Genomic DNA, 18,339 nt, shown 5'->3' with positions numbered 1-18,339 from the left:
GCGACGAGGGTGTTCCGGGTCGGCGGTGGAACACGGAACGGTTACCCTTCCGTGGCCAAGCACACCAAACGGGGGCCGGACCCGTTACCGCGCGCTGCTAACGTGAACGTTCCGCGGCATTCACGCCCAGCGCACGGGCGGCGTTGAAGGGACAGCGGTGGCACGAGACGGGGATGGCCCACTGATCATGGAACCTGGCCGGCGCGGCGCGGGTGAACTGCCGCCCGAGCTCGGCGAAGCTTTGCGATCCGGAGAATTCCATCAGGCGCTGCGGCTCGCGATCGCGCATCGCGGCCTGTCGCTCGCCCGGCTGCGGGCGCATCTCGCGCTCCGCGGCGTCCACATCGGACAGTCGACGCTGAGCTACTGGCAGCGGGGACTGCGCCAGCCGGAGGTGCCGAAAGCGCTGCCGGCGGTCCGCGCGCTGGAGTCAGTGCTGCAGTTGCCCGCGGACTCGCTCGTGGTGCTCATCGGCCCGCGCACGGCGCGCCCGCGCGGGCACCAGGCCGCGGCGTCGTTCCACGACCTGCGCTCGGGCGAGATGGGCGCGATCGTCGAACAGCTGATGAGCGACCTCGGCGCGCCGCCGACGTCGCGGCAGTCGAACTCCGATCTGGAAATGCTGTCGGTGCACGACCAGATCACCATCGACGAGCAAAAACATCAGGTTAAATTTCGCACCCGGCTGGTCACCCGCGCGCGGCGGCACGGACCGGACCGGTACGTGGCGGTCTACAACGGCGACCCCGGCTGCCGGATCGACGACGTCGAACTGATCACCGCGGAAGGCTGCCGCGTCGGGCGCATCCGCAGGCATCCGGCGCGCGAGACGATGGCGACGGAACTGCTTTTCGACCGGAAGCTCGCCGAGGGCGAGATCCACGTTTTCTGCTTCGAAATCCACGACAATTCCGCCGTGACGTTCCCCGGGTACTACCGGATGCTGCGCGACCAATGCGCGAGCTATCTGCTGCAACTGCAGTTCGCGCCGACCGCGATGCCCGCCCGGATCACCCGCGAAGTCCGCGCCCGCGACGACGCCCTGCCCGTCGAGGCGGAGGAGTTGCCGTGCGACACCGGCGGCGTGACGAGCGGGTATTTCCGCGACACCGGACCAGGGCTGGCCGGCATCGCGGTGGAATGGAACTGAGCTGCCGTCGTGAGTGTTGGCACCGGTTCTAACCGGCGGCAACACTCACGACCGTGCCCTTGGTGATCCGCACCAGTTCGTCGAACGTCGTCGGGAAGACAGCGTTCGGCGTGCCGGCCGCGGCCCACACCTCGGCGTACTGCCGCAACGCCTCGTCGACCACCGTCTCCAGCGGAGCCGGATGCCCGACTGGCGACACCCCGCCGATCACCTGTCCCGTGGCGGCCCGCACCTCGTCCGGCTTGGCCCGGCGGATCCGGCGACGCCCGAGCCGCGCGGCGAGCGCCTCGACATCCACCCGGTGCGCGCCACTGGTCAGGACCAGCAGCGGAGCGTCGTCGGCCATGAAGACCAGGCTGTTCGCGATCGCGCCGACCGGACAGCCCAGCGCGTCCGCCGCTTCGGCCGCCGTCCGCGTGGACTGCGGGAGAGTCCGCGCCCGGCCTTCGACGCCTGCCGCGTCGAGCGCTTCCTGCACGTTGTGCACTGCCGACATTCGCACACCTCCAGATGTTCTGTAAACAGAACACTAGACTAGGCCGAGTGTCGACGTCACCCGCCCCGGACGGCCGCGCCCTCGCCGCAGCGGTCGGTACCCGCATCCGCACGCTGCGCACCCGCGCGGGCGTCGGCCTGACCACGCTCGCCGCCGACAGCGGCCTCGGCAAGGGAACGCTGTCGGAACTGGAAAACGGCCGCCGCAACCCGACGCTGGACACGCTGTTCGCTATCGCCACAGCGCTGTCGATCCCGTTGAGCGACTTGCTCTTCGGCGACGACGGGGTAGCCGAAGCCCACGGCGACAGCGTGGCCGCGACCCTGCTCGGCCGATGGGAGGACGCGGACGGCGTGACCGAGGTGTACCGGCTGACGATCCATGAGCGGGTTCAGGTGTCGCATCCGCACAGCCCTGGAGTGCGGGAGGTGCTGACGGTGCTCACCGGGACAGCGGAGGTGGGGCCGGTCGACGCGCCGGTGACGGTTTCCGCGGCGGGGACGCATACGTTTATCGCGGAAACGGACCATGTTTATCGCGGAATCGGCGGGCCGGCCACTGCGGTGCTGACGATGCGGTATCCGCGTTAGCGGACGAGGAGCCCGTTGGCAGTGCCGGGTTCACCACCGGTGAGATCGCCGGTTTCCCTCATCACGACCGCGCGGTGAAACGCGTCGAGCGCGCGGAGAAAATAGTTTTCGGCGAACGGCTCATCGCATCGAACTGATCGAGAAACTCCCGCGCATCCGGGATGCGCCCGGATCGCTTGGCCGCCGCCATCGCGCTCGCGGACTCGATCCGGGTCAGCTCATTGGCGAGAACCCGGTTCCCGCAGGTCGCGCAACTCAGCATGCTCAGGCTCACCGGCGAAGAACACCCCGGCGACCAGCCGAGCGCCTCACTGCACGACGCGCCTCATCCAGCCGAACGCCGCTCCAGTTCGTCAAGGCCGACCGGCTCCCGTTCAGGCTCGAAGGTGATCAGCTTGCCCTCCGCGAGCAGCCGGGCCTTCCATGCCTCCAGCGTCGCTCAGCCTCGGCCCCGGCCTTCAGCCGAGCGTGCAGCTCGTCGTCGACGCGAGTGATCAATCGCAGACAAAAGCCGCCCCGAAACGCATTCCGGGGCGGCTTCAGCGTCAGCGATCAGTAACGATAGTGCTCCGACTTGAACGGGCCCTCGACGTCCACGTCGATGTATTCCGCCTGTTCCTTCGAAAGCTTCGTCAGCTCGCCGCCCAGCGCCTCAAGGTGGATCCGCGCGACCTTTTCGTCCAGCTTCTTCGGAAGCCGGTAGACCTCCTTGTCGTACTCCTCGGTCTTGGTGAAGAGTTCGACCTGCGCGATGACCTGGTTCGCGAAGCTGTTCGACATCACGAAGCTCGGGTGCCCGGTCGCGTTGCCCAGGTTCAGCAGCCGGCCCTCGGAAAGCACGAGAATGCTCTTGCCGTCCGGGAACACCCACTCGTCGACCTGCGGCTTGATGTTCACGCGCCGCACGCCGGGGTAACGGGCGAGGCCGGCCATGTCGAGTTCGTTGTCGAAGTGGCCGATGTTGCCGACAATCGCCTGGTGCTTCATCCGCGCCATGTGCTCGACCATCACCACGTTCTTGTTGCCGGTGGTGGTCACGTAGATGTCGCCCTCGTCCAGCACTGTTTCCAGGCGCTTGACCTCGTAGCCGTCCATCATCGCCTGCAGCGCGCAGATCGGGTCGATCTCGGTGATGATCACCCGGGCGCCCTGACCGCGCAGCGATTCCGCGGCGCCCTTGCCGACGTCGCCGTAGCCGCAGACCACCGCGACCTTGCCGCCGATCAGCACGTCGGTGCCGCGGTTGATGCCGTCGATCAGCGAGTGGCGGATGCCGTAGCGGTTGTCGAACTTCGACTTCGTCACCGAGTCGTTGACGTTGATCGCCGGGAACAGCAGCTCGCCCGCGGCCGCCAGCTGGTACAGCCGCAGCACGCCGGTGGTGGTCTCCTCGGTGACGCCCTTGACGCTCTGCCCGATGGCGGTCCACTTGCCCTTGTCCGCCGCGAGCGACGCGCGCAGCAGCTCCAGGAAGACCTTCCACTCCTCGGGGTCCTCGTCCTCGGCGGACGGAACCACGCCTGCCTTCTCGTACTCGGTGCCCTTGTGCACCAGCATGGTGGCGTCGCCGCCGTCGTCGAGGATCATGTTCGGGCCTTCGCCCTCCCACGTGAGCATCCGCTCAGTACACCACCAGTACTCTTCGAGCGTTTCGCCCTTCCACGCGAACACCGGGACGCCCTTGGGCTCCTCGGGCGTGCCGTGCGGTCCGACGACGACCGCGGCCGCGGCGTGGTCCTGGGTGGAGAAAATGTTGCACGAAGCCCAGCGCACCTCAGCGCCGAGCGCCACCAGCGTCTCGATCAGCACCGCGGTCTGCACGGTCATGTGCAGCGAACCGGCGATTCGCGCCCCGCGCAGCGGGTAGACCTCAGCGTATTCGCGACGCAGCGCCATCAGGCCGGGCATCTCGTGCTCGGCGAGCCGGATCTCCTTCCGGCCGAACTCGGCGGCCTCGAGATCGGCGACGGCGAATTCGATGCCGCCCCGGGTGTCGTGCCGCTTGACAACGCTTTCGGGGGTCATAGTGCGGTTCCTCCAAGGTTTGATGGCACCTGAACAGTACCGTTGTCGGCTCGACCCTGACTCGAACGGATGAGGAGAGAATCACCGTGCCCGCCCCGCTCCCCGGCCCTGACACCCGCATCGTCGAAATGAGGGTGTCCGGACTCGTGGGCACGAGCGGCGAGACGCTCCTCGACACGGTCCAGACCGTCGACGTCGCCGGCGACGAACTCGGCCGCGTGGTGCGCCCGGCCGACCGGCTGCGGCGCCCGGCTCCCGGTCCGGTGGTACCCGCGCTCGGCCGGTCGATCCCGCGCACCGTCGAAGGCTACCTGTGGAGCGGCATGACCTCCGGCGGCGTCGCGAAGGCCGCCTGGGCGCTGCTGTTCCCGTTCTCGCTGGCGAACGTCGCGTTCTGGATGCTGCCGCCGGTCCACCGCGGCCGCTGGCTCGGCGGCCTGTGCCGCGGCCTGCTGCGGATCGCCTCGGTGCTGCTCACCATGCTGCTGGTCAGCCAGGTCGCGGCCGCGGTACTGGACCTCGTCGCCGCCCAATGCCTCGCCCCCGGACGCGCCTGCCTCACCTGGGTGGCCCCGGAGCTGCGCGAGGGACCGCTGCGGATCGGCATCGGCGTAGCGCTGCTCTTGGCCCTGGTCTACGCCCTGCACCGGATCTCGGCGACGAACTGGCGCGTCCGCCCGCCCGGACATCCCGGCCGCAAAGGCGTCCCGATGCGGTTGCGCGCCGATCCGGAAGCGCCCGGAATGTCCGCGACGCACGCCGTTGCCGCACTAGCCTGCATCGCCTTGCTTTTGCTGGGCGGACCATTCCACGTGCCCACGAAAATCCCGCAATTGATCGCGTGGATTTGCACCCTCGCCCTGGTCCTCGCGGTTTTGCTCGGCGGCGCGATCGGCAGCGACACCGGTGCCATCGCACGCCGAAGCTTGCTCACCTTCGCGACGCTGCTGGTCATCTACGCCACCGTGCTGGCCGCGCCAGTCGACAACCGGTTGCCCGGCGTCGACAACACCGTCGAAGGACTCGGCGGCTCTCTGCTCGTGGTGACCGTGCTGTTCGCACTCGCGCTGATCCCGTCGGCGCTGCTGGCCCGCCCCGCCTGGCGCGACCGCCCGCGCCGGCTCCGCCCGTGGCTGGGCGGCTGGGCAGCGGCCCCGGTACTCGCCCTCGCGGGCCTCCTCGGCGGCGGTTTCGGCGCCGGACTGGCGATCGCTGTCCGAAAACTGCTCCGCGAGGAAAACCTGGCCCTGCCCACGACATACGACCTGGTCACCGTCCTGTGGGGCGGCGGACTCGGCCTGATGGCCCTGCTCGCCATCGCCGGGTACGCCATCGCCGTCCCCCTGCGCCGCCGCCGACGCGGCATCCCGCCCATCGTCGAACTGATGGAACACGACGAACAACAGGAACAAGACGCCGCCCGAGCCTGGGCACGCTCGGCCTGGGAACGCCGCCACCTGCACCATCTGGCCGTGATCGTCGCACTGGGCCTCTGCGTCGGCGCGATCGCACTGCTGGTCGTACGGTTCGGCTTCACCCTGCAACCAGGCTGGTTCACCACTGTCTCGGCGATCGGCGTATTCGCGCTAGGCGCGCTGGCCGCAGGTCTGCTGCGAGTGGTCTACTCCGCGGCACGCTCCCCACAACGAAGCCGCCACCTGGGCGCGCTGGCGGATCTGGTCTCGTTCTGGCCGCGCGCCGCGCACCCCGGCGTACCCCCTTGCTACGCGCTCAAGGTCGTTCCCGAACTGGCCGCACGGGTCAAGGAACACCTCGCCGAACCCGGCACCCGAGTCGTCCTGTCCGGCCTGAACCTTGGCAGCATCCTCACCGTGCTCACCGCAGCTCAACTCAGCGCCGAACTCCCCCCGGACGAACGCGACCGACTCGGCCTCCTCACCGCGGGCTCCCCCTTGCAATGGGGCTACCAGCGCGCTTTCCCCGCAGTCCTGCCCCAGGACTCACTGGCCGACTTGTTCTCGTCGCTGGACGGCCGCTGGCGCGCACTGTGCCGAGGCACCGACATCTTCGGCGGCGGCGTAACCACCTGGCGCCACCAAACGAGCAACGGCCACCTGCTGGGCGAGGGCTACCTCCCCGAAGGCAAATGGGGCGCGCTGGAAACCACCCCAGACGACGCGGGAGTCCTCATCCTCGGCGGCGACCATTGGGTCCCCGACCCCCTGCGAGCCCCCGACGGCCGCAGCCGCTGGGCCCCCGGAGTCCTCAAACACACCGAGTATTTGGCCGACCCGGAGTGGGACAACGCGGTCGCGATGGCCGCGGGCCTAGGCCGCCCCAAAACCCTGGGCGAACAAGGCTCCCTGTTCGGCGACCTCCCTCGCCCCCGCTAACTCCCCCGGGAGGTCCGTGAGGGCCACCCTCACAGCCGCTGATTCCCTCACGACCAGCCACCACCACCGCCGCCCGCCCGCTGAGAGCGCCCCACTCGCGAAACCGCGGCCGGTGCACCCACACCACCCCCGCGCTCCGATCCGAAGCCGCAAATGCGGACGGCGGGTGCTTGTCAAGGCATCCTTCCCGCCTTGACAAGCACCCGCCGTCCGTCAGCACGATCGGGCTTCGGGGTGCCCCAAACCAGACCGGGCGCAATGTCGCGGCCAGGCGACGAGCCGAACCCCTACCGCGATCAGTTAGTCCCGCGACGACGCAGCTTCAGCAGCACCAGCAGACCGCCGCCGCCGACAATCAACACCCCGCCGACCCAAAACAGCCAAGCGTTGTCAAACCCGGTGTTAGCCAACCCGCCACCGGTCCCGTTCTGGTTCCCAGCAGGCACAACAGCCGGAGCACTAGTCGTAGTCGGCGCGACAGTCACACTGGACGGAGCCGAAGTGGGCGAAGCGGACGGCGCGGGGGAAGTCGGCTCAGACGGCGAAGTAGGCGTCTCGGAAACCGGCGGCTTAGTCGGCGCGGTCTTCACGCCACAGGCGAACCACCGATCGATCTTGGGCTGCGACCCGTCATGGTTGTGCGGCGCGACCAGGTCCTTCCAAGGCGCGACCTCGGGCAGCTTCTTCTTCCCCGGCACATAAACCGCGTGCCCGTCGTCGCCGCCCACGACCACGATGGCCTCGACCGTGACCCCCTCGGCAGCCTCGGTGATCGTCAGCGTCTTCTCGCCGGCCCCGCCGGTGAACTTCACCTCACCCTGGTCCAGCGTCTTACCGCTGACCCCTTCGACCTTGCTGCAGTCAGTGATCTTCGTACCCGGAACCGGGTGCCCGCGGTCGTCGCCGGTGGTGCAAGCAAGCGCCGACGTCGCGGTGCCGAGCAGGGCAAGTCCAGCGACCGCGGCGACCGCGAACCCGGCGCGAAGTTTGGTGGGGATAGGCATGGAGTTACTCCTCGAAGGAAATTCCGAACGGGGGAAAGCGCATGCGGAAAACCACGACCCTCCGGAGGAACCCCGACCACTGTTCGCGCGAATTACCCGAGAGTGATTAACCCGTCAGAGGGAAGACGACGCGGAGAGTATCGCACTCGCAGTGGCCCGATCGCCCTGGGTTCGCGTCGCCGCCCGAACCGAAATCCGCGAGTTGCGCGCCCGTGCCCGCCCATGCGAAACGGCCCGCCGCCCACACTGGGCGACGGGCCGCTGAGCAGCGAAAACAGGTCAGTCGGCAACCGGCGGCGGTGGCTCGGAAACCGCCCCGCCCTGTTCGACGCCCGACTGCCGCTTCCCCAGCAGTGAATGCCGGCGGCTGTAGGCGAAGTAGATGACCACGCCGATCACCATCCAGGCGACGAACCGCAGCCAGGTCAGCACGGTCAGGTTCAGCATCAGCCACAGGCACGCCAGGATCGCCAGCGGCGCGATGACCCACACGCCCGGCACGCGGAACGCGCGGGTGAGGTCGGGGCGGGTCTTGCGCAGGATCAGCACGCCCGCGGACACGAGGATGAACGCGAACAGCGTGCCGACGTTGACCATTTCCTCGAGCTTGTCGGCCGGGAAGAACGTCGCGCCTGCCGCGACCAGGGCACCGACCACGAGCGTCGCGCGCTTCGGCGTCCCGCGATCGCTCGTCTTGGCCAGCGAACGCGGCATGAGACCGTCGCGGGACATCGCGAAGATGATCCGCACCTGGCCGAGCATCAGGACCATGACGACGGTGGTCAGCCCGGCCAGCGCACCGACGGAGATGACGTTCGCGGCCCAGTCGACGCCGTTCGCGGAGAACGCGGTGGCGAGCGTCTTGTGGCTGCCGTCGCCCGCCGAGGTCGACAGGTCGGTGTAGGGCACCATGCCGACGACNCCGACGACCACGAGCGACACCGCGACGTACAGGACGGTCACGATCGCCAGCGAGCCGAAAATACCGCGCGGCACGGCCTTCTGCGGGTTGCGGGTCTCCTCCGCCGTGGTCGCGACGATGTCGAAGCCGATGAACGCGAAGAACACGATCGACGCGCCGGCCAGCAGGCCGAAGATGCCGAAGGAGCTGCTGCCGCCGCCGGCGAGGAGCGAGAACAGCGACTGGTCGACGCCGCTTTCGCCGGCACCCGCCGGTTTGCCCTCGGGAATGAAAGGCGTGTAGTTGCTCGACTTGATGTAGAAAATGCCGAGGATGACCACGAACAGCACGACGGCGACCTTGATGCCGGTGATCACCATCGAGAACCGCGACGACAGCTTCGTGCCGATCACCAGCAGCGTCACCAGGACCACCACCACGATCAGCGCGCCCCAGTCGAAACCGAACCCGCCGCCGAGATCGATCGACGTCTTGGTGCCCTTGCCGAAGATGTACTCCAGCACCGTCTGCAGATAAGACGACCAGCCCTTGGCGACCGCGGCGGCGCCGACAGCCAGCTCCAGGATCAGGTCCCAGCCGATGATCCACGCCATGAACTCGCCGAAGGTGGCGTAGGAGAACGTGTACGCGCTGCCCGCGACCGGGACGGTGGAAGCGAATTCGGCGTAGCACAACGCGGCGAGCGCACAGGCGATCGCCGCGATCACGAACGCGACGGACACCGACGGACCGGCGAAGTCCCCTGCCGTGCGCGCGGTGAGCGTGAAGATGCCGGCGCCGATGACCACCGCGACGCCGAAGACCGTGAGGTCCCACGCGCCCAGGTTCCTGCGGAGTTTCGTCTCCGGTTCATCGGTGTCCGAAATGGACTGCTCGATTGACTTAGTGCGCCACAACCCAGTGCCGGGCAACGTTGACCTCCTGCGGTGACCTTCGTGGGGACCGGGCGCCACCCTAGCCTGTCAGTTGGGCGCCAGCTGTCCGGACAGTCAGCGCGTCTCGCGGTCGAGGTCGGGCTCCAGGTAAATCAGTGTCGCGACGGGAACCTTCGCGCGCACGCGGGCCTCGGCGTCGTCGATCGCGCCGGCGATCGCGGCGGTGTCGAGACCGGGCACGAGCGCGAGCTTCGCGGCGATCAGCAGCTCGTCCGGGCCGAGGTACTGGGTGCGGATGTGGATGACGCGCTCGACCTTGCCCGCGGCCAGCTCGTCCACAATGGTCGCGAGATCGGTTTCGGTCGCGCCCTCGCCGATCAGCAGGCTCTTCATCTCGACGATCAGGATGATCGCGATGACGCCGAGCAGCACCCCGATGAAGACCGTGCCGATGCCGTCGAACACCGGGTTTCCGGTCAGCACCGACAGCCCGACGCCGAGCAACGCGAACACGAGGCCGAGCAGCGCGCCGGAATCCTCCAGCAGCACGACCGGCAGCTCGGGTTCCTTGGCCTGGCGGATGAACCGCCACCAGCTCGCATTGCCCTTGATCTTGCGCGATTCGCCCATCGCGGTGCGGAAGCTGTATCCCTCAAGGCAGATCGCGACGAGCAGAATGACCACCGCGACGACCGGCGTCTCCAGCGGCTGCGGCTCGATGATCTTGTGAATGCCCTCGTAGAGCGCGAACGCCGCGCCGAGGGTGAAGAGCATGAGCGCGACGATGAACGAGTAGAAGTACCGCTCGCGGCCGAACCCGAACGGATGCTCCCGGGTGGCGCGCCGCTTCGAGGTCTTCTGCCCGAGCAGCAGCAACCCCTGGTTCGACGTGTCGGCCAGCGAGTGCACCGCCTCCGCCAGCATCGACGACGACCCGGTGACCAGGAAGCCGGCGAACTTGGCCACCGCGATCCCGGCATTGGCGGCGAGCGCCGCGATGATCGCCTTGGTTCCCCCGCCAGCTGACACTTCCCGCTCCCTGCTCCGCGCCCGAATTGCCCGGTGGGAGCCTAGAGGAGCCTTGGCGGCGGGGAGCGCGGGGCCGTCACCCTGTTTGCCCGTTCTCCCCAACGTATCCGATCAGATACCTCTGCGGTGGTATCCTATCGGATACCTGGCGGCCGTGAGGAGGGCGACGATGCGCACAGCCGAACTGCTCACGACAGCACGCAGGGCAGCGGAGCTGAGCCAGCAGGAGCTGGCCCAGCGAGCAGGTACTTCGCGCCCCACCTTGTCCGCGTACGAGAGGGGCAAGAAGTCGCCCACTGTCGACACGGTCATCCGCCTGCTCGCCGGGGCGGGCTTCACGCTTGCCCTTGAGCCGCAGCTCCTTTTCCACGAACACACGACCAGCGGCCGTTCGATTTCAGTACCCGCCAGCTTGCCCCGGCTGCCCCTCGCGAAAGCCTTCGCGACGGTTGTCCTGCCGATCGAACTCGACTGGGCAGAACCGGAACGCCGCTTCGACCTCGCCGCACGCGCGGAACGGGCCAGGGTCTACGAGATCGTGCTGAGGGAAGGAGCGAGCGAACACATCGCGGAATACATCGATGGCGCACTGCTGATCGACCTGTGGGACGAACTGGTCCTGCCGCGGGGTGTGCGGGCTGCCTGGGCTCCGCTCATCGAGAGCGTCCGGCCAGCAACTACGTCGTGACCGCGCCAGTGGGGGGGCGGCGCTGCTGGCGCAACAGTCGAGGGCCGGCCGACGCAGGATCTCGGCTTCTTCGCAAGCCCAGAGCACGGTGGTCGCACTTTTCGACCGTGCCGAAGCACGCGACTTCACCGACGTCTACGGGCTGTCCGCCACTTACTCAACAGGATCAGGGCTTCGATACCTCGGTGTTCGCGCAGATGCTCGGCTTCCTGTCCCGCTTCGGAAATCGGGAGCTGCCCCTCGCCCTCGACGAGGTCCCTGCGCTGCGCCGCTGAACGTCTGAAGTCAGATCACAGCTCGCAGGCTCCAGCTGTAGCCCGAAACAGCTGCGACCGCTCCCCGCCCCACGGCCGTACCCGCACCGCAGGATCCGCGGCAGGCAGCCACACCGACTGCCCCCGCCGCAATTCCACCTGTTCCCCGTCCGAAGCGAGCACCAGAAGATCTCCCTCGGTGCACAACAGGATCTGCGGCCCAGCCGAGTCGACCTCGATCTCGGCGTCGTCCCCCGCCGGCCATTCCATTCGGGACAGTTCGAATTCCGGGGCGTCGGTGTGGTACACCGCCATCCGCTGGCCGGCGCATTCTCCGTGCTGCACCGGCATTTCCCCGCACGCGAAGTCGACCACGCGCAGCAGTTCCGGCACGTCCACGTGCTTCGGGGTGAGGCCGCAGCGCAGGATGTTGTCCGAGTTCGCCAGGATCTCCACCGCGGTGCCGTGCAGGTACAGGTGCAGGTTTCCGGCAGGCAGGTAGATCGCCTCGCCCGNCTCGCCCGCGCGCAGGGTCAGGCGGTTGAGCAGCAGCGCGGCCAGCACGCCGGCGTCGCGCGGGTGGGTCTCGCCCAGTTCCAGGATCGTGCGGCATTCGGTCGCGAACTCGCCGTGGTCCTGGACGTGCCGGACGCACGCGTCGAGCACCTCCGGCAGCAGTTCGTCCAGTGCGGACTGCGGCAGCGTGATCCAGGTGGTGAACAGCGCACGCAGGCCCGCCGGATCCGGTTGGGCTTCCAGCAGGCCGGTGTACTTGCCCAGCCCGGGCGTCTCGATCGCCTTCAGCAGCTTGACCGTGCGGTTCGGGTCGCGGAACCCGGCGAGCGCGTGGAACTCCGTCAGCGCGCAGACCAGCTCCGGCTTCGCCGTGGGGTCCGGGTAATTCCGGTTCGCGGCGTCGCGCGGGATGCCCAGCTTCTCCTCGCGGGCGTGTCCCTCGGCCGCCTGCGCCGCCGACGGATGCGCCTGCATCGACAGCGGTTCTTCCGCGGCGAGGATCTTCAGCAGGAACGGCAGCCGGTTGCCCCAGCGCCGCGCGCAATCCTCGCCGAGCTGGCCGACCGGATCGGCGTCGACGAGTTCGAGCAGGCTCAGTTCGGCGCCGTCCGGGCCGAGCACGTGCGACGGGTCCCCTGGGTGCGCTCCCATCCACAGCTCGGCCTCGGGGTGCGGCGCCGGCACCGGGCGTCCCTGCAACTGCGGGATCGCCGTTCGCGATCCCCAGGCGTAGGGCCGTACGGCGTTGCGCAACAGCTCCACTGTCAACTCCCCATCCTTCCCGTCGGCACTGGGCCGACGCACGCGGCGGCGGAACCGCCTGCCCGCGTTCCCCCCTGCTCCCTCAGGCGGAGGCCGGTTCGTATCTCCCGGCCCCGCCGATGCTGCCCGCCGCCAGCCCCAGGTACACCGCGGCCAGCTCGAACCGCAGCGCCAGCACCGCGGCGCGGACGATCTCGTCGGCCTCGATCTCCTCGGCTGGCGCGATCAGGTCCGCACCCGGCAGGAACTCCTCGGCTTGGTACCGGGCCGCCTCGGCGGCCGGGCCGGTCCGCACCGACAGCAGCAGCACCCGCGTCGCGACGCCACCGGCGGAGTCGTCCGGGTCGGCGAAAATGTCTCGTTCCACGCCGTTCGATTGTGCGACGCGGCGCAACGCCGGGCGGGCCAGCGCCTGCCGGTAGTCCTCCACGTCGCACACCAGCGCGGCGTGCGCGGCGAACGCGTGCGCCGCGTGCTCGCCGACCGCCACCGCGACCGGGTCGAGCCCCCACAGCAGCGGCACCCGGTCCGCGACCCGCAGCGCGAGCGCCTTCGCCGGGTTGGCGAACGACTCGCGGGCCAGGTAGTCCTTCTCCGCTTCGAGGTCGAGCTGGTCGGCGAGCGCCTGCACGTCCGCGACCAGCAGGCCAAGCGCGTTCGCGGTGAGCAGCCCGGCGGCCAGCCCGCGCGGGAACGCCAGCTCCGGCGGCACCGGCACGCGCGGCACGAGCAGCACGCCCTTGCCCGCCACCGACGCCGCGACCGGCCCCTCCGCGGGCCCGGACAGCACCACCGACGCGCCGAACCGGGCGGCGCGCTCCAGCGAAGCGGCCAGCTCGCGGTCGCCCGCGTCGTCGGTGTGCGCGAACACCACGTCGAGCGCGCCGATCCAGGCCGGAACCGATTCGGTCACCACGACCGGCACCGGGCACGACGGCGTGAGCAGCGCGGCCAGCAGCCGGGTGAGCGTGCGGCTCACCCCCGGCCGGTCGATGAGCACCAGCGAACGCGGCCGCCCGACGTCCAGCCGTTCGCTCAGCTCCAGTTCGGCCGCCGCCTCGGCGGTGGCCCGCACCTGCGCGCCCGCCATCGCGGCAGCGCGCAGCAACCCCGCGCGGTCGGCGTCGGCCAGCCGCGCGGAGTCGTCGAGCAGGGAATCGTCAAGCATGGTCAAGCACTGTCGCCATGGTCAGCGGCCGAACCGGGCAGCATCGCCTCGTCGAGCAGCAGCACCGGGATGCCGTCGCGCACCGGGTACACCCGGCCGCATTCGGTGCAGGTCAGCGCTTCGGCCTCGGCGTCGTCCGGCGTGCCGGGACGCAGCGGCGCGTGATCCGGTGACGGGCACGCGAGGATCTCCAGCAGCTGTGCGTCAAGCGTGATGGCCATAGTTCCTCCATACCACGCGTCGTTGGGGTGTTGAGGGCGCCTTCCGGACACAATCCGGCGCCAGCCGGTCAGGCCCGGACAATGGCCAGCACCTCGGCGGTGAGCGCCTCGACCGCGGCCCGGTCGGCGGCCTCCACGTTGAGCCGCAGCAGCGGTTCGGTGTTGGAGGGGCGCAGGTTGAACCACGCGCCGCCGGGCAGCTGCACGGTGAGCCCGTCCAGCTCGTCGATCTCGACGCCGGACTTGCCCGCGTACGCGTCCTTCACCGCGAGCATCCGCGCGACCTGGTCGCCGACCGTCGAGTTGATCTCGCCGGACGCCGCGTAGCGCGAGAAGTCCTGGGTGAGCGTGGACAGCGGCCCGTTCTGCTCGCCGAGCGCGGCGAGCACGTGCAGCGCGGCCAGCATGCCGGTGTCGGCGCGCCAGAAGTCGCGGAAGTAGTAGTGCGCGGAGTGCTCGCCGCCGAAAATCGCCCCGGTACGGGCCATCTCGGCCTTGATGAAGGAGTGCCCGACCCGCGTGCGCACCGGCTTGCCGCCGTGCTCGGCGACGATCTCCGGCACGCCCTTCGACGTGATCAGGTTGTGGATCACCGTTCCGCCCGGCTCCTTGGCCAGCTCGCGCACCGCGACCAGCGCGGTGATCGCGCTCGGCGAGACCGGCTCGCCGCGCTCGTCGACGACGAAGCAGCGGTCCGCGTCGCCGTCGAATGCCAGCCCGGCGTCCGCGCCGACCTCGCGCACCTTGGCTTGCAGGTCGACGATGTTGGCCGGGTCGAGCGGGTTGGCCTCGTGGTTCGGGAAGGTGCCGTCGAGCTCGAAGTACATCGGCACGATCTCGATCGGCAGTCCCTCGAACACGGTCGGGACGGTGTGCCCGCCCATGCCGTTGCCCGCGTCGACCACGACCTTGAGCAGCCGCGAGCCGGAGAGGTCGACGAGGTTGCGCAGGTAAGCGGCGTAGTCGCTGAGGACATCGCGCTCGGAGACGGTGCCGCGCTGGCCTTCGAAGGCGGGAACGCCCTGCTCGACGGTGTCGCGGATCTCCGCGAGGCCGGTGTCCTGCCCGACCGGCGAGGCTCCGGCGCGGCACATCTTGATGCCGTTGTACTTCGAGGGGTTGTGGCTCGCGGTGAACATCGCGCCGGGCAGGTTGAGCGAGCCGGAGGCGAAGTAGAGCTGGTCGGTGCTGGCCAGGCCGATCGTCACCACGTCGAGGCCCTGGGAGGTCACCCCGTCGGCGAACGCCGCGGACAGCTCCGGCGACGAATCGCGCATGTCGTGGCCGATCACCACGGCCGGTGCCTCGGGTTTGATGAGCAGCGCGAACGCGGCCCCGAAGTCCCGGACGAGGGCGGCGTCGAGCTGTTCGCCGACCACGCCGCGAATGTCGTAGGCCTTCACGATGCCCGAAAGGTCTGGCACGCCTTCTCCCCGCCGCTAGTTCCGTGGCGACGCCACTCGCGCCGCGGGCGAAAGCCTACCGGTCGGGAGGATGGCTCAGGCGCGCCCCGGGAGGACGCGCAGATGGCCGCGCCTGCCGGAGGGCCCTTCGGGCTCGGGCTGCACGGACGGGACGTCAGAGCGACCGGCCTCGCGAACCGCCTCGGCCAGCGCGGTCAGCTCGTCGGCGGACTGCTCCGGAGCCGCGAAGGCCCCCTCGTGGCGGACGACTTCCCAGCCCTTCGGGACGGTCAGCCGCAGCGCGTGGGCCTCGCAGAGGTCGTAGGAATGCGGTTCGGAAGCGGTGGCCAGCGGTCCGACGACCGCGGTCGAGTCCTGGTAGGCATACGTGAGCGTGGCGACAGCGGGTTCGAGGCAACCCGTTCGCGAACATTTCCGTACGCTCCGCACGATCGGAAACGATAGCGCGTCGCCGCAAGTGAAGTACCGGCGACACGCGCGTTGTCCTGGCGACCGCATAGACTTGGACGGTGGCGACGGCTCGTGACTACCGACAACGGCAGCGAATGCGACGGGACCGGCACGGCCGGGGCCTGCGCGGGACGCTCTATCCAGCGTCCCTGCCCGCAGCAGCGAGCCGCGCGGAGCGCTTCGACGCGCTGGTGCTGGACGCCCTGGAGCCCATCGAGGCCCGCTGGCGACACGAACTGACGAAACTCGACGTAGCGGTAGACGACGTCCCCGAAGTCCGCATGGACGGCCGAGCCCCCGCAGACGGAGTGCTGCACGACGGCGCAGTCCCCCTGTCCCGCCTGGTCCCAGCCGGCGTCGACCGAACCGGCCTGCCCACCCGAGCCCGCATCGTGCTCTACCGCCGCCCCTTGGAAGCACGCGCCAAAGACCCGGCGGAACTGGCAGACCTGGTCCACGACGTCCTGGTAGAGCAAGTCGCAGGCTACCTAGGCGTAGAACCAGACGTCATCGAAGGCGACTGACACACCACCGTCTGTGAGGGCCACCACCAGCCCCACCCCAACCGCCGCCACTGCACCCCACCACCGAGGCACCCAGACCCTCCCCCGCACCCCGATACGAAGCCTCCCTGCGGTTCGGGGNGAACCGTCAGCACACTCAAGCTTCGGGGTGCCCCACGCAACCCCCAAGGCAATGTCGCCGCCAGGCGACGAGCCCGTCACTCCCGCCGCCGAGACGGAATAGCCGTCAACGCGGTGAACAACACCGCCGCCAGTTGCACCAGCAGCAACAACCCCCGCTCAGTCCCCGGAAACGTCACCGACACCTCCGAAGACCGAGGCGGCACCGACACCGCGACTTGATGCCCCCAAGCAGGCACGATCGGCACAGCCTTCCCGTCAACGCTCGCCTGCCACCCGGCCTCCTGCTCAGCCGCCAGCACCAGCAACCGCCCCGTCGGCCCCTCCGACGCCCGCACCCGCACCTCCGGCAACCGCGCGGCCACCGGCGAAATCCCTGGATTGGTCCCCGGCGCACCCCCGCCGGTAACAGCCTGCTTAGCCAACTCCGGCGAGATCAACGCGACCTCCCCGGACTTGGGCAGCAACCGCAACGCAGGACGCCCGTCCGAAGTCGGAGCCGCCACCGCGGCGAGATCACTAGCCGCCGCGGCGAAAGCCCGCGCATCCGTCCCAGCAGGCAGCACCACGTACTGAACCCCAGCCGCCGCAGCAGCCGCGAACACCCGCTTGAGCGCCGCGACATCCCCCTGCCCCAGCCCACGCCGCCACTCAGCCAGCCGCTCCGGCGTCCCCTTGACCGGCGCGAGCTCATCATCGCCGAAGAGCGCCAACCGCCCCCCGGTCTGCCGAACCTGCCCGGCACTCACGTCAAGCACCGCCCGCCCAGTAGCCGCGACATCCGCCGCCACCTCAGGAGCGAGCTGCGGCCGCGCCGCTGCCGTCAACGGCCCCTCGGGACCAGTCGCGACCGCCCCGGCAGCCAACGCAGCCACCACCACGACCCCAGCAACCGCCAGCACCTTCGGCAACCAGACGGCGGGCACCGCCGGACCGCCCCGCTGCCAAGTGGCCAGCACCGCCCACAACAACCCGGCACCGACCACCAGCAACGGCACCCCGGCGTACCCAGACGCAGGCGCCCCGCCCTGCATCGGCGTCAACTGCACCTGCCGCACCAACACCACGCCGATCAGGCCGAGCACCGCGAGCGCCAGCCCGCCAACGACCTGCTTCCGCGGCCGAACCACGAGCGCGACAAGCGTCGCCGCGAGCACCACCACCCCGATCGGCCACGCCCCCGGCCCGCCCGGCGTAAGCCCGGCAAGATCCGTAGCCGACGCAGGTGCGGCCGGACCGCCGAGACCTTGCAGCAGCAGTTCCGGATGCCGCAGCAGCACAGTCGGCCACGGCAGCAACAGCACCAGCGGCAGCAGCACCACGATCCCGACCGACGGCACCCGCCGAGCCAGCCCGGACGGCGCAGGCAACACCACGAACCCGACCAGCAGCCCGACCAGCGCGAGCCCGTGCGCGAGCGGCGAGAACGCCCCAAGCAACGCGACCCCGAACGCCGACAGCGCCGAGACGTGCAACCAGCGCGTACCCGGCCGGGTCAGCAACCGGACGATGCCCGCCACCACAAGCGGCAGCACAAGATGGACCACAACCACATCAAGCCGCCCCTGCGCGACCGACGCAGTCGCGGCAGGCAGCAACGCGTACGTCGCGGCAACAGCAGCGCGCACCCAGCGGCGCACAGCGAGCTTGCGAGTGGCGACGTACGCACTGAGCGCGGCAAGCGGGATGTCGCCGATCAGCAGGATCGCCACGAGCGCGGCCGGACCGCCGATCGGAGCGAAGATCGCGCCGATCGTGCCGAGCACC

Annotated in this window: 17 protein-coding genes and 1 pseudogene; 6 read left to right on the top strand and 12 right to left on the bottom strand. The window is 69.6% G+C overall.

The window, feature by feature from the left end; translation table 11 throughout:
- Window positions 1-187: 187 nt before the first annotated feature.
- Window positions 188-1,150 (top strand): hypothetical protein, encoded by a 963-nt coding sequence (locus tag A4R44_RS02600; protein WP_202508091.1) that lies wholly within the window; start codon window positions 188-190, stop codon window positions 1,148-1,150.
- Window positions 1,151-1,178: 28 nt separating this feature from the next.
- Here the strand turns inward: A4R44_RS02600 and A4R44_RS02595 are convergent, their stop codons facing one another.
- Window positions 1,179-1,646, bottom strand: coding sequence for a YbaK/EbsC family protein (locus A4R44_RS02595; RefSeq protein WP_067576008.1), 468 nt, complete (start codon window positions 1,644-1,646; stop codon window positions 1,179-1,181).
- Window positions 1,647-1,693: 47 nt separating this feature from the next.
- On the opposite strand from A4R44_RS02595, the gene A4R44_RS02590 reads away from it, so the two are divergent.
- Window positions 1,694-2,236 (top strand): helix-turn-helix domain-containing protein, encoded by a 543-nt coding sequence (locus tag A4R44_RS02590; protein WP_093573269.1) that lies wholly within the window; start codon window positions 1,694-1,696, stop codon window positions 2,234-2,236.
- Window positions 2,237-2,297: 61 nt separating this feature from the next.
- Here A4R44_RS02590 and A4R44_RS02585 read toward each other — a convergent pair whose 3' ends face one another.
- Together A4R44_RS02585 and ahcY are read right to left on the bottom strand one after the other, a co-directional pair.
- Window positions 2,298-2,510 (bottom strand): hypothetical protein, encoded by a 213-nt coding sequence (locus A4R44_RS02585; protein ID WP_067576004.1) that lies wholly within the window; start codon window positions 2,508-2,510, stop codon window positions 2,298-2,300.
- A gap of 278 nt (window positions 2,511-2,788) precedes the next feature.
- Window positions 2,789-4,261, bottom strand: a complete 1,473-nt coding sequence (gene ahcY / locus A4R44_RS02580; protein WP_067576002.1) for an adenosylhomocysteinase — start codon at window positions 4,259-4,261, stop codon at window positions 2,789-2,791.
- A gap of 128 nt (window positions 4,262-4,389) precedes the next feature.
- Between ahcY and A4R44_RS02575 the strand changes: the two genes are divergently transcribed.
- On the top strand, window positions 4,390-6,615 hold the full coding sequence (locus A4R44_RS02575; protein ID WP_067576567.1) for a hypothetical protein: 2,226 nt from the start codon (window positions 4,390-4,392) through the stop codon (window positions 6,613-6,615).
- A gap of 296 nt (window positions 6,616-6,911) precedes the next feature.
- Here the strand turns inward: A4R44_RS02575 and A4R44_RS02570 are convergent, their stop codons facing one another.
- The 3 genes from A4R44_RS02570 to A4R44_RS02560 form a co-directional block, all read right to left on the bottom strand.
- Entirely contained in the window at window positions 6,912-7,619 is a 708-nt protein-coding gene (locus tag A4R44_RS02570; RefSeq protein ID WP_067575999.1) for an LPXTG cell wall anchor domain-containing protein, read from the bottom strand.
- Between the two features lie 279 nt (window positions 7,620-7,898).
- The gene (locus A4R44_RS02565; protein ID WP_067575997.1) at window positions 7,899-9,452 is read right to left on the bottom strand and encodes an amino acid permease; all 1,554 of its coding nucleotides are present in this window, start codon (window positions 9,450-9,452) and stop codon (window positions 7,899-7,901) included.
- Window positions 9,453-9,530: 78 nt separating this feature from the next.
- Entirely contained in the window at window positions 9,531-10,445 is a 915-nt protein-coding gene (locus A4R44_RS02560) for a cation diffusion facilitator family transporter (protein WP_067575995.1), read from the bottom strand.
- Window positions 10,446-10,614: 169 nt separating this feature from the next.
- Here A4R44_RS02560 and A4R44_RS02555 point away from each other — a divergent pair, with 169 nt between their 5' ends.
- A complete protein-coding gene (locus tag A4R44_RS02555) occupies window positions 10,615-11,133 on the top strand; it encodes a helix-turn-helix domain-containing protein (protein ID WP_067575993.1) in 519 nt (172 codons plus the stop codon).
- A gap of 107 nt (window positions 11,134-11,240) precedes the next feature.
- Complete coding sequence (locus tag A4R44_RS47720) at window positions 11,241-11,408, top strand: hypothetical protein (RefSeq protein ID WP_157904808.1); 168 nt, start codon at window positions 11,241-11,243, stop codon at window positions 11,406-11,408.
- A gap of 15 nt (window positions 11,409-11,423) precedes the next feature.
- Here A4R44_RS47720 and manA read toward each other — a convergent pair whose 3' ends face one another.
- The 5 genes from manA to A4R44_RS02530 form a co-directional block, all read right to left on the bottom strand.
- On the bottom strand, window positions 11,424-12,665 hold the full coding sequence (manA, locus tag A4R44_RS02550; RefSeq protein WP_067575991.1) for a mannose-6-phosphate isomerase, class I: 1,242 nt from the start codon (window positions 12,663-12,665) through the stop codon (window positions 11,424-11,426).
- Between the two features lie 82 nt (window positions 12,666-12,747).
- Window positions 12,748-13,833 carry a hypothetical protein gene (locus A4R44_RS02545; RefSeq protein ID WP_067575989.1) on the bottom strand — a complete coding sequence of 362 codons (1,086 nt, stop codon included), beginning with the start codon at window positions 13,831-13,833 and terminating at the stop codon, window positions 12,748-12,750.
- A gap of 2 nt (window positions 13,834-13,835) precedes the next feature.
- Window positions 13,836-14,054, bottom strand: coding sequence for a Trm112 family protein (locus tag A4R44_RS02540; protein ID WP_067575987.1), 219 nt, complete (start codon window positions 14,052-14,054; stop codon window positions 13,836-13,838).
- A 68-nt stretch (window positions 14,055-14,122) separates the two neighbouring features.
- Window positions 14,123-15,478 carry a phosphomannomutase/phosphoglucomutase gene (locus tag A4R44_RS02535; protein ID WP_067575985.1) on the bottom strand — a complete coding sequence of 452 codons (1,356 nt, stop codon included), beginning with the start codon at window positions 15,476-15,478 and terminating at the stop codon, window positions 14,123-14,125.
- Between the two features lie 75 nt (window positions 15,479-15,553).
- Window positions 15,554-15,907, bottom strand: coding sequence for a DUF3499 domain-containing protein (locus A4R44_RS02530; RefSeq protein WP_067575983.1), 354 nt, complete (start codon window positions 15,905-15,907; stop codon window positions 15,554-15,556).
- Between the two features lie 116 nt (window positions 15,908-16,023).
- Here A4R44_RS02530 and A4R44_RS02525 point away from each other — a divergent pair, with 116 nt between their 5' ends.
- Entirely contained in the window at window positions 16,024-16,452 is a 429-nt protein-coding gene (locus A4R44_RS02525; RefSeq protein WP_067575981.1) for a metallopeptidase family protein, read from the top strand.
- 197 nt (window positions 16,453-16,649) lie between these two features.
- Here A4R44_RS02525 and A4R44_RS49880 read toward each other — a convergent pair.
- Window positions 16,650-18,339, bottom strand: a pseudogene (locus tag A4R44_RS49880) (glycosyl transferase); the annotation flags it as partial.

Source organism: Amycolatopsis sp. M39 (genome assembly GCF_001651785.1).
GTDB classification, from domain to species: domain Bacteria; phylum Actinomycetota; class Actinomycetes; order Mycobacteriales; family Pseudonocardiaceae; genus Amycolatopsis; species Amycolatopsis rubida.
The sequence above is the reverse complement of the archived record's forward strand: the minus strand, read 5'-3'. Positions and strand labels throughout refer to the sequence as shown.

Bases quoted from the DNA above. Each gene is read 5' to 3' on its own strand.
- A4R44_RS02600 (WP_202508091.1), top strand. From the start codon at position 188: ATGGAACCTGGCCGGCGCGGCGCGGGTGAACTGCCGCCCGAGCTCGGC.
- A4R44_RS02595 (WP_067576008.1), bottom strand. From the start codon at position 1,646: ATGTCGGCAGTGCACAACGTGCAGGAAGCGCTCGACGCGGCAGGCGTC.
- ahcY (WP_067576002.1), bottom strand. From the start codon at position 4,261: ATGACCCCCGAAAGCGTTGTCAAGCGGCACGACACCCGGGGCGGCATC.
- A4R44_RS02575 (WP_067576567.1), top strand. From the start codon at position 4,390: ATGAGGGTGTCCGGACTCGTGGGCACGAGCGGCGAGACGCTCCTCGAC.
- A4R44_RS02570 (WP_067575999.1), bottom strand. From the start codon at position 7,619: ATGCCTATCCCCACCAAACTTCGCGCCGGGTTCGCGGTCGCCGCGGTC.
- A4R44_RS02555 (WP_067575993.1), top strand. From the start codon at position 10,615: ATGCGCACAGCCGAACTGCTCACGACAGCACGCAGGGCAGCGGAGCTG.
- A4R44_RS02545 (WP_067575989.1), bottom strand. From the start codon at position 13,833: ATGCTTGACGATTCCCTGCTCGACGACTCCGCGCGGCTGGCCGACGCC.
- A4R44_RS02540 (WP_067575987.1), bottom strand. From the start codon at position 14,054: ATGGCCATCACGCTTGACGCACAGCTGCTGGAGATCCTCGCGTGCCCG.
- A4R44_RS02525 (WP_067575981.1), top strand. From the start codon at position 16,024: ATGCGACGGGACCGGCACGGCCGGGGCCTGCGCGGGACGCTCTATCCA.